This is a genomic window from Streptomyces diastatochromogenes (assembly GCF_002242805.1).
Taxonomy (GTDB): Bacteria; Actinomycetota; Actinomycetes; order Streptomycetales; family Streptomycetaceae; genus Streptomyces; species Streptomyces diastatochromogenes.
Genome location: NZ_MCGQ01000042.1, coordinates 1 through 12,915, shown reverse-complemented (window position 1 = coordinate 12,915; position 12,915 = coordinate 1). Strand labels below are relative to the sequence as shown.

The 12,915-nt window shown below is 71.5% G+C and carries 12 protein-coding genes and 1 tRNA gene; 7 read left to right on the top strand and 6 right to left on the bottom strand.

From position 1 onward, the window contains the following. Window positions 1-11 precede the first annotated feature (11 nt). A complete protein-coding gene (locus BEK98_RS37730) occupies window positions 12-503 on the top strand; it encodes a cupin domain-containing protein (protein ID WP_094221282.1) in 492 nt (163 codons plus the stop codon). 47 nt (window positions 504-550) lie between these two features. Here the strand turns inward: BEK98_RS37730 and BEK98_RS37725 are convergent, their stop codons facing one another. Together BEK98_RS37725 and BEK98_RS37720 are read right to left on the bottom strand one after the other, a co-directional pair. Beyond that, entirely contained in the window at window positions 551-1,849 is a 1,299-nt protein-coding gene (locus tag BEK98_RS37725; RefSeq protein WP_094221281.1) for an amidohydrolase family protein, read from the bottom strand. Between the two features lie 229 nt (window positions 1,850-2,078). Then, a complete protein-coding gene (locus BEK98_RS37720) occupies window positions 2,079-3,263 on the bottom strand; it encodes a trans-sulfuration enzyme family protein (protein WP_094221280.1) in 1,185 nt (394 codons plus the stop codon). Window positions 3,264-3,416: 153 nt separating this feature from the next. Between BEK98_RS37720 and BEK98_RS37715 the strand changes: the two genes are divergently transcribed. Continuing rightward, window positions 3,417-3,863 (top strand): Lrp/AsnC family transcriptional regulator, encoded by a 447-nt coding sequence (locus tag BEK98_RS37715; RefSeq protein WP_094221279.1) that lies wholly within the window; start codon window positions 3,417-3,419, stop codon window positions 3,861-3,863. A gap of 7 nt (window positions 3,864-3,870) precedes the next feature. On the opposite strand, the gene BEK98_RS37710 is transcribed toward BEK98_RS37715, so the two are convergent. Both BEK98_RS37710 and BEK98_RS37705 read right to left on the bottom strand, forming a co-directional pair. Beyond that, window positions 3,871-4,716 (bottom strand): PhzF family phenazine biosynthesis protein, encoded by an 846-nt coding sequence (locus BEK98_RS37710; protein WP_208643345.1) that lies wholly within the window; start codon window positions 4,714-4,716, stop codon window positions 3,871-3,873. After that, window positions 4,632-6,251, bottom strand: coding sequence for an amidohydrolase (locus tag BEK98_RS37705; protein WP_094221278.1), 1,620 nt, complete (start codon window positions 6,249-6,251; stop codon window positions 4,632-4,634). The genes BEK98_RS37710 and BEK98_RS37705 overlap by 85 nt, the downstream gene beginning before the upstream one ends. 143 nt (window positions 6,252-6,394) lie before the next feature. On the opposite strand from BEK98_RS37705, the gene BEK98_RS37700 reads away from it, so the two are divergent. Beyond that, entirely contained in the window at window positions 6,395-7,354 is a 960-nt protein-coding gene (locus BEK98_RS37700; RefSeq protein ID WP_094221389.1) for an Lrp/AsnC family transcriptional regulator, read from the top strand. Between the two features lie 245 nt (window positions 7,355-7,599). On the opposite strand, the gene BEK98_RS37695 is transcribed toward BEK98_RS37700, so the two are convergent. Then, on the bottom strand, window positions 7,600-7,788 hold the full coding sequence (locus tag BEK98_RS37695) for a hypothetical protein (RefSeq protein ID WP_094221277.1): 189 nt from the start codon (window positions 7,786-7,788) through the stop codon (window positions 7,600-7,602). Between the two features lie 214 nt (window positions 7,789-8,002). Here BEK98_RS37695 and BEK98_RS37690 point away from each other — a divergent pair, with 214 nt between their 5' ends. Further along, the gene (locus tag BEK98_RS37690; RefSeq protein ID WP_094221276.1) at window positions 8,003-9,142 is read left to right on the top strand and encodes a glutathione-independent formaldehyde dehydrogenase; all 1,140 of its coding nucleotides are present in this window, start codon (window positions 8,003-8,005) and stop codon (window positions 9,140-9,142) included. 112 nt (window positions 9,143-9,254) lie between these two features. On the opposite strand, the gene selD is transcribed toward BEK98_RS37690, so the two are convergent. Beyond that, window positions 9,255-10,274, bottom strand: coding sequence for a selenide, water dikinase SelD (gene selD / locus BEK98_RS37685; protein WP_425276647.1), 1,020 nt, complete (start codon window positions 10,272-10,274; stop codon window positions 9,255-9,257). Between the two features lie 72 nt (window positions 10,275-10,346). Here selD and BEK98_RS37680 point away from each other — a divergent pair. From BEK98_RS37680 to BEK98_RS37670, 3 genes are all read left to right on the top strand, one after another. Further along, a tRNA-Sec gene (locus BEK98_RS37680) sits at window positions 10,347-10,441 on the top strand. Between the two features lie 38 nt (window positions 10,442-10,479). Next, window positions 10,480-11,808 (top strand): L-seryl-tRNA(Sec) selenium transferase, encoded by a 1,329-nt coding sequence (gene selA, locus BEK98_RS37675; protein ID WP_094221274.1) that lies wholly within the window; start codon window positions 10,480-10,482, stop codon window positions 11,806-11,808. Continuing rightward, on the top strand, window positions 11,799-12,915 hold a 1,117-nt coding region (locus tag BEK98_RS37670; protein ID WP_208643344.1), incomplete at its 3' end, for a GTP-binding protein. The genes selA and BEK98_RS37670, both read left to right, overlap by 10 nt.

Sequence of the window (12,915 nt, the reverse complement as noted above, 5' to 3'; positions counted from 1 at the left end):
ACAATGCCCCCATGACAGATGATCAGTCCCGGATTCCGGCCCGTCCGCTGCTCCGTCGTCCTCAGGACGGTGAGCTGATAGATGTCGCCGGTGTCGCGCACTTCTTCCGGCTCACCGGCGAGCACACGGGCGGGCACTTCGCCTTCGAGGAGTTCAGCCTCGCCCCCGGCACCATCGGTGCCAGGCCGCACGTGCATGACGGGCACGACGAGTACTTCTACGTCCTCGAGGGCGAGTTGACGCTCCACACGGGGGACGGCGAGGTGACCGCCGGACCTGGGCATCTGCTCGCCGCGACCCGCGGCACCCCGCACGGCTTCCGCAACGCGGGCCCGGTCCTCGCCCGCGCCCTGTGCCTCTACACCCCGGCCGGCTACGAGAACTACTTCCGTGACGTCCACGCCGCCTTGAGCGCCGGGGCCGAGGCGACCGACGAACTGCTGGCCGAGTTCCGCAGCCGTTACCGGACCAGTTCCTACCAGGTTCCCGTGGACAGGACCTAGTCGCCCGTTCCGTCCCGCCAGACGGGGCGCCTGCCAATCGGGTGCTGTTACTCCGCTTCCGGCCGTGGGCGCCATGTGCCGTCGAGCGGGATCCCGGCGGCCGCGGCGATCCGGTTGCGTGATGCGAGCAGTCGGGTCCGCAGCGCCGGCAGGTCGACGTCCACCAGTACGCCGTCGCGTTTGACCACGCGGCCTGCGGCGAGGACGGTGTCCACGAGGCCGGGGTGGCCGGCGCTGACGATGGTGGCGGCCGGGTCGGTGACCGGGAACACGGTCAGGTCGTCGGTGCGCAGGAGGATGATGTCGGCGTCCTTGCCGGGTGTGAGGCTGCCGGTTCGGGCGTCGAGTCCGCACGACTGGGCGGCGTCGACGGTGACGAAGGCCAGCAGGTCGCGGGAGCGCAGGCCGCCGTCGAGGCCGCGCTGCACGGCGAAGGCGGTGCGCATGGTGGAGAACATGTCGCCGCCGACCGAGGGGACGTCGTCGATGGACAGCGTCGGGCGCAGGCCGGCGGCCAGTACCCGGCCGGTCATCGGCCAGCCGAACCCCATCTTCAGCTCGACGTCGGGGCTGATGGACACCGAGCTGCCCGCGTCGGCGAGCATCCGCAGCTCTTCGTCGCTGATCCCGTTGGCGTGCACGAACGTGGTGGTGTCCCGCAGCAGGCCGTGCTCGCGCAACTCGGCGACCGGGCGCTGCGTCCCGTCAGAGGCGATGTGCAGGCTGGTGCGCAGGCCGAGTTCGGCCGCCAGTTTCAGCTCCCGGGCGACGGTGTCCATGCTGGTGTCCTCCGGTCCGCGCAGCCCGAGAGCCATGGTGACCGGGCCGTCTCCGGCCAGGTCGGCGCGGACGCGGCGGACGGCGGCGTCGACGGGGTCGAGGGTGCCCCATCCGGCGCCGAGGCAGAAGATCGACCGCCCCGGCGCGTCCCGCAGCGCCGCGACGGCGGCGTCCTCGTGCTCAGGGCTCTGCGCGACGTGGTACCAGTCCAGCATCGTGGTCACGCCGGAGTGCAGGGCCTCCAGGCGGCCGAGCAAGGTGCCTACGTAGACGTCCTCGGGCTGGTAGTGGGGCTTGACGGTGCCGTGCATGGCCACCGCCCACTCGGGGAACGTCCAGTCCGCGCCGACGCCTCGGAACGCGGTCTGCCAGGTGTGGCGGTGGTTGTCGACGAAGCCGGGCATGACGATCCGGTCGGTCGCGTCGATCACCTCGGCGTCCGGCGCGTCGATCCGTTCGGCCACCTCGACGATCACGCCGTCTTCGATGAGCACGTCACCGCGGTCGAGATCTCCGACAGCCGGGTCCATGCTGACCACGGTGCCGCCGGTGAGCAGGGTCTTCATCGGGTGAACTCCTTCACAGACGCTTTCCGATTGTTCAAGATCATGTTGCGGCGGCCGCCGCGGCTCTGCTCGCGGCCGCGCAGGTGAGACATGCAGATCCACCCCTTCACTGAGTTCACTGAGCTGCTGGACTCTCAGGGGCCGGTTGTGTCGAGAACCGCGCCGGTCACGGGTGTGCACACGGATGGATGGCGTCGCCGCACCGTGCGACCGGCGCTCTCTCGGTGGTTCAAGCACTCGCCGCCGTGGCGTGTACCGCGTCGGCCGCGGCGAGCGCGTCGGCGACCAGGTCGGCGGTGTCCTCCGTGCCCGCGGCCAGCCGGACCAGGCCCAGCGGGACCGACTCGGCGATCTGTTCCTCGTTGAGCATCCCGCGCCACATGGACGCCGGATGCACAGCCAGCGATTCCACGCCGCCGAGGCTGGCCGCCCGGCGGGGGTAGCGGAGCCGGCCGAGGAACGCGTCGGCCATCTCGAAACCGCCGGTGAACTCGATGCCGAGCACCCCACCGAAACCGCTCATCTGACGGGACGCCAGCTTGTGCTGCGGGTGGGTCGCCAGACCGGGATAGTGCACCTTGGCCACGGCTGGATGCTCGTTCAACGCCTCCGCGAGCGCCTGGCCGTTGGCGTTGTGCCGTGCCACACGCAGGGGCAGGGTGCGCATGCCGCGCAGCAGCAGCCATGCGTCGATGGGGCCGAGGGTGGCACCGGTGAGCAGGCCGACGTCCCAGATCCGGTTGAGGAGCTCGGCCGGCCCGGCCAGCACTCCGGCGGAGACGTCGGAGTGGCCGTTGAGGTACTTGGTCGCGCTGTGCCAGACCAGGTCGATGCCGAGGTCCGCCGGACGCTGGTTCAGCGGAGTGGCGAAGGTGTTGTCCGCCATGGTCAGCACGTCGTGCGCGCGGGCCAGCTCCGCGACGGCGCGCAGGTCGGTGATCTGCAGCAGCGGATTGCTCGGCGACTCCACCAGGATCAGGCGGGTCTGCGGGGTCAGTGCCTGCGCGAACGCCTCCGGGTCGGTCTGGTCCACCAGGGTGGTCGACACACCGAGGCGCGGCAGCAGGTTCAGCAGCAGCGAGCCCGTGCCCCCGTAGGTGGACTTCTGCCCGATGACGTGGTCACCGGCGGACACCAGGGCCAGCACGGCGGTGGTGAGCGCGGCCATCCCGGACGCGGTGACCATGGCCGCCTCGGTGCCCTCCAGCTCCGCGACTACGGCCGCGACCTGTGCGTGGTTCGGGTTGCCGAAGCGGGTGTAGAAGTCCTTGCCCCGCGGGTCGACGGCGACCTGTGCGAACGTCTCGCCGTCCTCGGCCCAGAACGTCGCCGTCTGATAGATGGGCGGTGCCACGGCGCGGCTGGGATGGACTTCGCGATCGGCATGGACGGTGATGGTGCTGTTGCCCGGCATGGCTGCCCTTCCGTGGACCGTCGGTCTGACGCCATGAAGCGTGACCGACCATCGCTCCGATGTGGGCGGATCTCAGCAACTTTGGCAGCAAATTGCGCTCAGGGCAGGCATGAGATTGTGGTACTCAATCCATGAGAGCAATAATCTGCCACCATGGATGAGGTGGACCGGTCGATTCTGGCCGTACTCGAAAAGCACGGTCGGATCAGCAACGCCGAGCTGGCCGCCCGGGTCGGGCTGTCGCCGTCACCGTGCCTGCGGCGCGTGCGGCAACTGGAGGAAGCCGGCGTCATCCGCGGTTACCGGGCGCTGATCGATCCCGCCGCGGTCGGCCGCAGCCTGCGGGTGTTCGCCGGGGTGCGGCTGATGCGGCACACCCGCGCGGACGTGGTCGCGTTCGAGAGTGCGGTCACCCGGCTGCCCGAGGTGGTCCACAGCCACCACATCACCGGCAACTTCGACTATCTGCTCCAGGTCGAGGTCGCCGACCTGCCCGCCTACGAGGACTTCCACGCCAACCAGTTGGCGAGCCTGCCCGGCGTGGCCACGGTGACCAGCTACGTCACCATGAAGACGCTCTCCGCCGACCCCACCGCATGACGGGCGGTCAGAGAGTGATGGTGCCGCGGACGCAGATGACGGCGGCGCCGCTGACCCAGACGGTGCCGTCCGCATCGGCGGCGATCTCGATGCTCGCCGCCCGTCCCAGCCTCGTGCCCTGGGAGACCCGGTAGGCCGAGGGTGCGGCGCCGGTGGCGGTGAGCCACTGCCCGACGGCGGCGTTCATGCTGCCGCACGCGGGGTCCTCGGGCACGCCGGCGCCCGGGGCGAAGGTACGCATCTCGAAGTCGTACTCGGATCCCTCGGGGTGGGCGCCGATCGCGCCGACCATCGAGGTCGGGATGAGGGCCAGGTCGGGTTCGAGGGCGAGGACCTCCTCGGCCGTGGCCAACTGGACCACGGCCCAGCCGGGACCGTTGTCGACCCACTGGTGGGCCACGACCCGGTCACGTGTGATGCCGAATGCGGCCACGATCCGGTTCAGATAGTCGTCGTCGAGCGCGCCGTCACGCACACGAGGCGGGGCGGCGAAGGACAGAGTGTCCTCGCCCCGGCGCACGGTGACCAGGCCCGCGGCGCACTCCTGCACGACACGGTCGGCGTGCCGCGGCATGCCGCCGCCGTCCAGCCAGGCGCGCGCGGAGCCGAGGGTGGGGTGCCCGGCGAACGGCAGTTCGCCTCCCGGGGTGAAGATCCGCAGCCGGTAGTCCGACTCCGGGACAGTGGGAGGCAGTACGAACGTGGTCTCGGACAGATTCGTCCAGCGCGCCAGACGCAGCGGGTTCCGTACTGATTGAACCCTCCCGCTTACCGCGTGCCGGCGGGTGCGACCAGGAGGCCGCCGACGAAGGTGTGCGTGGGCTTGAGGTCGCGCAGGGTGTCGTCGGGGCACTGGGCGGGGTCTTGGTCCCAGACGGTGAGGTCGGCCAGGCGGCCGGGGGTGAGGGTGCCGCGCAGGTTCCCCTCGCCGGTCAGCCGAGCGGCGTTGGTGGTGTGCAGGGTGAGGGCCTCGTCGTAGGAGATGGCGTGCTCGGGGCCCTTGACGCCGATGACGGTCTGCCGGGTGGTCATGCCCCAGACGGAGCGCATGGCACCGAACTGGCCGACGGGGAAGTCGGATCCGGCGCTGACCTGGGCGCCCAGGTCGACCCAGCCGCGGGCGGGGAAGAGGCGGGCCACGCGTTCCGGGCCCCAGAAGCCCTCCTCCACCTCGGCGGTGTCGTGCAGCAGCGGCTGCTGGATGGTGACGGGGATGCCCAACGCAACGGCGCGGGCGCGCTGTTCGGGGCCGGCCAGGCCCCCGTGCTCCATCACCAGCGTGCCGGCGGGCAGGCCGGGGTTGCGCTGAAGGACGCGTTCGTAGACGTCCAGCAGGACGCGGACCGCGCGGTCGCCGTAGGCGTGGGTGCCGACCCGCCAGCCACGCCGGACCACGGCCTCGACCGCCTCGACCAGTGCGTCCGGCTCCCAGATCAGCGTTCCGGAGAAGGAGTGGTCGCAGGCGTACGGCTCCTCGGTGGCCCCGGCCTCCAGGCCGCCGTCGAGGCCGAACTTCACGCCCCACACCCGCAGCCACGGGTCGGACCCGTAGCGCCACTCCTCCATGGTGTCGAGCAGGTCCTCCACCTGCGCCCTGCTGGTCAGACCGAGCGCGGAGATCAGGGCTCGCACCCGGGTGCTCAGCGCACCGGCCTCACGGGCGGCCAGGAGCACCCGGTAGTCCTCGGGGCTGACCGCGCAGTCGCGCACGGTGCCGATGCCGGTGGCGGCGTACTGGCCGCTGGCCAGGCGCAGTCCGTCGATGCGCTCGGACAGGTTCGGGGCGGGGAGGAGGCGCTCCACCAGGGGCAGGGCGTTGCCGACCAGTCGTCCGTTGAGGCGGCCGTCGGCGTCGCGGCCGATGACGCCGCCCGGCGGTACGGGGGTGTCCTCGGTGATGTCGGCCAGGCGCAGCGCGTAGGTGTTGACGACGTCGTTGTGGCCGCCGCGCTTGACCAGGACCGGGTGCCGGTCGGTGGCCCGGTCCAGTTCGGCCGCGGTGGGCAGGCGGCGCTCGGCCAGGTTGAGCTCCTGCCAGTTGGTGGTGGTGCGGATCCACTCGCCCTCAGGGGTGGTCCTGGCCCGCTGCCGGATCAGGTCCAGGAACTCGCCGATGGTACGAGCCTGGTGGACGGGAACGTCGTGCGCGCCGTGCGCGGCGAAGATCAGGTGGGTGTGGGTGTCGTCGAACGCGGGCAGCACCGTGGCACCGGGCAGGTCATGCACCACGGTGCGCGAACTCACCAGGCCGTCAAGGCCGTTCGGGTCCGGGGACACGGCGGCGACACGGTCGCCCCGCACCGCCAGCGCCCGCTGCGGGGCCTGTCCGGGCACCAGCGTGTGCACCGCACCGGCCCGGATCAGCAGATCGGCTCCGTGATCGGTCATCGTCTTCTCCCATCGCCGTCTCGACGCGGCCGTTCACCACGTCCACTGACAGAGACAGGTGTACGGCCGCTCAGCCGATCCATCGACATTCGGCGGCCGCCCGTACAGGAAAGACGTCATTGAGGCGCCCTATGATGCAGATCATGCGCCAGACGCTCAACGAGACCGACCGCCGGATCGCGGCCGCCCTCGTCGCCTCACCGCGCGCCTCCTGGCGCGAGCTGGCCCACGGCCTGGGCCTGTCGGAGCGCACCGTCGTACGCCGTGTCACACCTCTGTACGCCGACGGCACCCTGCGCGCCACGGCCGTACGCAACCCGGCATGCTTCCCGCACCTGATCCCCCTCGCCCTGCGCATCCGCTGCCGCCCCAACAAGATCCATCAGGTCGCGCGCGCACTCGCCCGACGCACCGACACCGTCTGGGTCGACATCCTCGGCGGCGGCGACGAGATCTCCACGATCTTCTTCCTCGACGACCCCGACGCCCGCAACACCCTCCTGCTGCGCGACCTGCCCGCCACCGACGCCGTCGGCTCCTGGACCTCGCACACCCTGCTGCGGGTCTTCCCCACCGCGTTCCGCTGGACCGCCGGTCTCCTCTCCCCCGAGGAACTGGACCGGCTCACCCCAGACCCGGCACAACGAACGGCGCCACCCGCGCCCCTCGACATCGACACCGCACTGATCACGGCTCTGACCGAGAACGGCCGGGCCACCTACACGGAACTCGCCCGCCGCGCCGGCACCACCGCGCTCACCGCCCGCCGGCGGCTGGACACGCTCCTGCGCGGCCAGGTCCTGCGCCTGGCGACCGAGCTCGACCTCGCGCTGTTGGGCGCGCACGCCGAAGCCCTGCTGTGGATCGCCGTACGCCCGGGCGCGCTGCAGGAGACCGCGCAGACCCTCAGCAGCCACCCGCACGTCCGGTTCTGCGCCGCCATCACCGGCCCCGCCAACCTGCTCGTCGCTCTCGCCGCCGCGGACCTCGACGCCCTGTACACCTTCCTCACCGACACGGTCGGCCCCCTCGACGGCGTCACCGCCATCGACACCACCCCGCTGCTGGCGACCGTGAAACGCACGGGTCTGATCCGCCACTGAGGAAGGCGACGACGTCCGCGCACGCGGCCGTTCACCTGTCCCCGCCGGCTCCACCCGGAACTGCGGGACGCGTCGATGCGACGCCACGGCGTCCCGCTCGACGGGTAGGTCGCACGAAGCCTCCGCGGGGCTTCTCCGAGTTCGACGCGCTCGGCGCTCACGCCCGCTTCACCCACCCCACCGCCTTGGACGCGATCGCGTCCAAGCCGTGACGAAGGCCGGTCCGTCGGCGAGGAGGACGGCCGTCAGCTGCCGGCGACGTCCTCGGTACGCCCCTCGGCGAACTCCCACCAGGCGAGCGGGAGCCAGTCGCCGTCCACGAATCCGTCGACGGACGAGCCCCGTCCACTGATGGCCACCGGCGTTCCCACCGGGTACATGGTGCCGGACACGCCGGGCACCGGGACGATCAAGGTCCCGAAGCGCTGAGTCACTTTCCTCGTCCTCCCAATCGGCGCGAGGTTGAAATCGGAATTTAATTGACAATAGCTGGCTTGTTTCATGTTCTTCCATAGGGGGACCATGAGAGTTAGGTCACGTGAGGCGAACGGCCGCGACCTTTCTACTGCCCGTTCGCACAAGGCTACGTTCGGTTGACGGCTGTTTGGCCTCCGGCAGCGAGCACGCACCGCTCATCGGAGGTGTCATATGAAGGCTGTCGTCTACAAGGGACCGTTCGAGGTAGCGGTGGAAGAGGTTCAGAAGCCTAAGCTCCAGCACCCGAACGAGGTGATCGTACGGGTGACCTCCACCGCTATATGCGGCTCTGACCTGCACATGTATGAGGGGCGCACCGCCGCCGAACCGGGCATCGTCTTCGGCCACGAGAACATGGGCATCGTGGAGGAGATCGGTGAAGGGATCACCTCTCTCAAGAAGGGCGACCGCGTGGTCATGCCCTTCAATGTCGCCTGCGGTTTCTGCAAGAACTGTGTGGCCGACTACACCGGATTCTGCCTCACCGTGAATCCGGGCTTCGCCGGTGGCGCATACGGCTATGTGGCGATGGGGCCGTGGACCGGGGGCCAGGCCGAATACCTGCGCGTACCGTATGCCGACTTCAACTGTCTGAAACTGCCGGAGGGCACCGAGAACGAGACCGATTTCATTCTGCTCGCCGACATCTTCCCGACCGGTTACCACGGCAACGAACTCGCCCAGGTCTCCCCGGGCGAGAGTGTCGTGGTGTACGGCGGCGGACCCGTCGGACTCATGGCCGCCTACTCGGCCATGATCCGCGGTGCGTCGAGGGTGTTCGTCGTGGACCGCGTGCTCGAGCGGCTGCAGAAGGCCGAGGAGATAGGCGCGACCCCGATCAACTTCGCCGAGGGCAACCCGGTGGAGCAGATCAAGGAGCAGACGAACGGCGAAGGCACGGACAAGGGCATAGACGCGGTCGGCTACCAGGCCATGGCCCGGGGCGAGAACCGCGAGGAGCCCGCGGCGGTGCTGAACTCGATCATCGAGACCGTCCGGCCGACCGGAGCGCTCGGCATCCCGGGCCTCTATGTGCCGGCCGACCCGGGGGCACCGGACGAGCAGGCCAAGCACGGCCGGCTCATGGTGTCGATCGGCAAGCTCTTCGAGAAGGGGCTGCGTCTGGGCACCGGGCAGTGCAACGTGAAGCGCTACAACCGGCAGCTGCGCGACCTCATCATCTCGGGGCGCGCACGGCCGAGCTTCGTCGTCTCCCATGAGCTGCCGCTGGACGCGGCGCCCACGGCGTACGAGAAGTTCGACAAGCGTGTCGAGGGCTACACCAAGGTGGTTCTGCACCCAGGGCGTTAGTTCTTGCGCGATGGCGCCCGTCGGCCGGGGCGAGGCCCGGGTCGGCGGGCGCCGGCTGCACTGCGGCCGCGAGAACCCACGATCGGGCTGACCGTCGGCTCGGTGGCCGGGTTCAGCGGATCACCAGGACGTGCTCGCCGCGCGGCAGCAGCTCGCCCACGACGGGCGCGCCGGGGATCTCGCCGGCCACCAGCAGCCCGCCGGAGGTCTGCGCGTCGGCCAGGAGCAGTGCTTCGTCCTCGCTCACCGCCGACAGGTCGCTGTGCGGGCGTACCCAGGCGAGATTGCGCCGGGTGCCGCCGCTGACGTATCCCGCGCGCAGCGCCTGCCGGGCGCCGTCGAGGTAGGGCACGGCGGTCGCGTCGATCAGTGCCGTGACCCCGCTCGCCCGCGCGAGCTTGTAGGCGTGTCCGAGCAGCCCGAACCCGGTGACGTCCGTCGCGCAGGTGAGCCCGGCGGCCAGCGCCGCTTCGGCCGCCTCCCGGTTGAGCCGCGTCATGACCTCGACCGCCTGCGGGAACACCTCGCCGGTGGCCTTGTGCCTGCTGTTCAGCACGCCGAGGCCGAGCGGCTTGGTCAGCGACAGCGGCAGACCCGGCTTGCCCGCGTCGCTGCGCAGCAGACGGTCCGGGTCGACCAGGCCGGTGACCGCCAGGCCGTACTTGGGCTCGGGGTCGTCCACGCTGTGGCCGCCGGCGACGTGGCAGCCCGCGGCCGCGGCCGTGTCCAGGCCGCCGCGCAGCACCTCGCGGGCCAGTTCGAGCGGGAGCACACCGCGCGGCCAGGCCAGCAGGTTCACGGCGAGCAGCGGACGGCCGCCCATGGCGTACACGTCCGAGAGTGCGTTGGCCGCGGCGATCCGGCCCCAGTCGTAGGCGTCGTCGACCACGGGCGTGAAGAAGTCGGTGGTCGCCAGTACCGCCGTGCCGTCCGGCAGCCGTACGACGGAGGCGTCGTCGCCGTCGTCCAGCCCGACCAGCAGTTCGCCCGCGGGGTCACGGACCTGGACGGCGGCCCCCAGGCCCCGCAGCACCTCCTCCAGCTCGCCCGGCGGGATCTTGCAGGCACATCCGCCGCCGTGCGCGTACTGGGTGAGGCGGACGGATTCGCGGGGCGACGTCGGTGAGGTCACCTCGGCCATGATTCCCTACGCGCTCCATTAGCGCCTATATACGGCTTTTGCGAAGATTGCCGCGTGGCGCGGGGAGGCGTGTCCGGCCTGGTGACCGGCCCGGTCTTCAAAACCGTTGAACGGCAGGACCTGCCGTTGGCGGGTTCGATTCCCGTCCGCCTCCGCCACGTCCGGCAAGAGGGCCACCGCGAGCAGAGGGGGTGCCATGAGCGATCCGCGCCGTCTCGTCCCCGGCACCGACTCCGTGCTGGCCGATCCGCGCATCGCCACCGCCGTCCGCAGGCTGGGGCGCCCCCTGGTGAAGGCGGCCATCGAGGAGGCCCAGCGCAGGGCGCGGGCCGGCGAGATCGCTCCCGAGGACGTGGTGGACGCGGCGGTCGGTCATCTGCCCGAGCGGGCCTGCGGTCTGCGGCCGGTGATCAACGCCACCGGCGTGCTGGTGCACACCAATCTCGGCCGCGCGCCGCTGTCGGACGCCGCCCGGGACGCCGTGCTGGCCGCCTGCGGGTGCACGGACGTCGAGTTCGACCTTGCCGAAGGCCGCCGGGCCCGCCGCGGACGCGGGGCGCTCGCCGCGCTGGCCGAGGCCGTACCCGATGCCGGAGCGGTGCACGTGGTGAACAACAACGCGGCCGCGCTGCTCCTGTGCGCCCTTGCGCTGGCTCAGGGGCGGGAGATCGTGATCAGCCGGGGCGAGCTGGTCGAGATCGGCGACGGGTTCCGCATCCCGGACCTGCTGGCTTCCAGCGGCGCGCGGCTGCGCGAGGTCGGCACCACCAACCGCACCCATGCGCGGGACTACGCCGATGCCATCGGCCCCGACACCGGCTTTCTGCTCAAGGTGCACGCATCCAACTTCCACATCAGCGGTTTCACCGCGGCGGCAGAGGTGACCGAGCTGGCGGCGCTCGGACCGCCGGTGGTGGTGGACATCGGTTCCGGTCTGCTCAGCCCGCACCCGCTGCTTCCCCAAGAGCCGGACGCCACCAGCGCGCTGCGTGCCGGGGCGGCGCTGGTGACGGCCAGCGGGGACAAGCTGCTCGGCGGTCCGCAGGCCGGGCTGCTGCTCGGCGAAGCGGGGCTGGTCGAGCGACTGCGACGGCATCCAGCGGCCCGGGCCCTGCGGGTCGACAAGCTGACCCTGGCCGCGTTGGAAGCGACGCTGCGCGGTCCGGAGCCGCCCGTGCGCACCGCGCTCGCTGCCGACGAGAGCGACCTGCGCGAGCGTGCCGCCCGGCTCGTCGAACGGCTCCGGGCCGAGGGAGTACCGGCGGAGGTGCTGCGTACGGAGGCGGCCGTGGGCGGTGGCGGCGCGCCCGGCGTGACCCTGCCCAGCGCGGCCGTCGGCCTGCCCGCGCCGTACGGCCCGTTGCTGCGCGGCGGCGCGGTCCCGGTGATCGGCCGGCTGGAACATGGCCGCTGCCTGCTGGATCTGCGCACGGTCGAGCCGGAGCAGGAGCAGTCGGTGGTGGAGGCCGTACTGGCTGTGCGGCGGTCGCACACAGGCGATGCGAGTGTGCCGCCGTGCACGTGATCGCCACCGCCGGTCATGTCGATCACGGCAAGTCGACGCTGGTGCGGCTGCTCACCGGGATGGAGCCGGACCGCTGGGAGCACGAGCGCCGGCGCGGGCTGACCATCGACCTCGGTTTCGCCTGGACGACCCTCCCCGGCGGAGCGGAGGTGGCGTTCGTCGACGTCCCGGGGCACGAGCGGTTCGTGCCCAACATGCTGGCCGGTGTCGGTCCGGTCCCCGCCGTACTGTTCGTGGTGGCCGCCGACGAGGGCTGGATGCCCCAGTCGACCGAGCATCTGGAGGCACTGGACGCGCTCGGCGTGCGGCATGCGCTGCTCGCCGTCACCCGCTGCGACCTGGCCGACCCCGAACCGGCCCGGCAACAGGCGCTGGCCCGCATGGCGGCGACCAGCCTGGGACCGGTCGGCTCGGTGACGGTGAGCGGGCGCACCGGCGAGGGCCTGGACGGGCTGCGTGCCGCACTGGTGCGGCTGGTGGGCGCCCTGCCGCCCGCCGATCCGGACGCCGACGTGCGGTTGTGGGTGGACCGTTCGTTCAGCATCGTCGGCGCGGGCACGGTGGTCACCGGAACACTGACGGCCGGCACGCTGCGCGGGGATACGGAGCTTCAGCTGGCGTCCACCGGGGCGGTGCTGCGGGTACGCGGCCTGCAGACGCTGGGCCGGGACACGCCCGAGGTCCGCGCCGTGGCCCGCGTGGCGGTCAATCTGCGCGGCGTCGAGCACCAGGCCATCGGCCGTGGCGACGCGCTCCTCACCCCGGGCAGATGGCTGACGACGGCCGAGGTCGACGTTGCGCTGCGCACCGCCGACAGCGGCGAGCGCCGCGACCTCCCGCGCGAACTCGTACTGCACGTGGGATCCGCGTCCGTCGCTGCCCGGGTCCGGCCGCTGGGGGCCGGCAGCGCCCGGCTGCGGCTGGCCCGGCCCCTGCCGCTGCGCGTCGGCGACCGCGCGTTGCTGCGCGATCCCGGCCGGCACCGCATCGCCGCCGGTGTCGACGTACTCGACGTGACGCCCCCCGAGCTGAGCCGACGCGGAGCCGCACGGTTGCGCGCCGACGAGCTGGCCGCTCTGACCGATGCGCCACCGCGCGCGGTGGCCG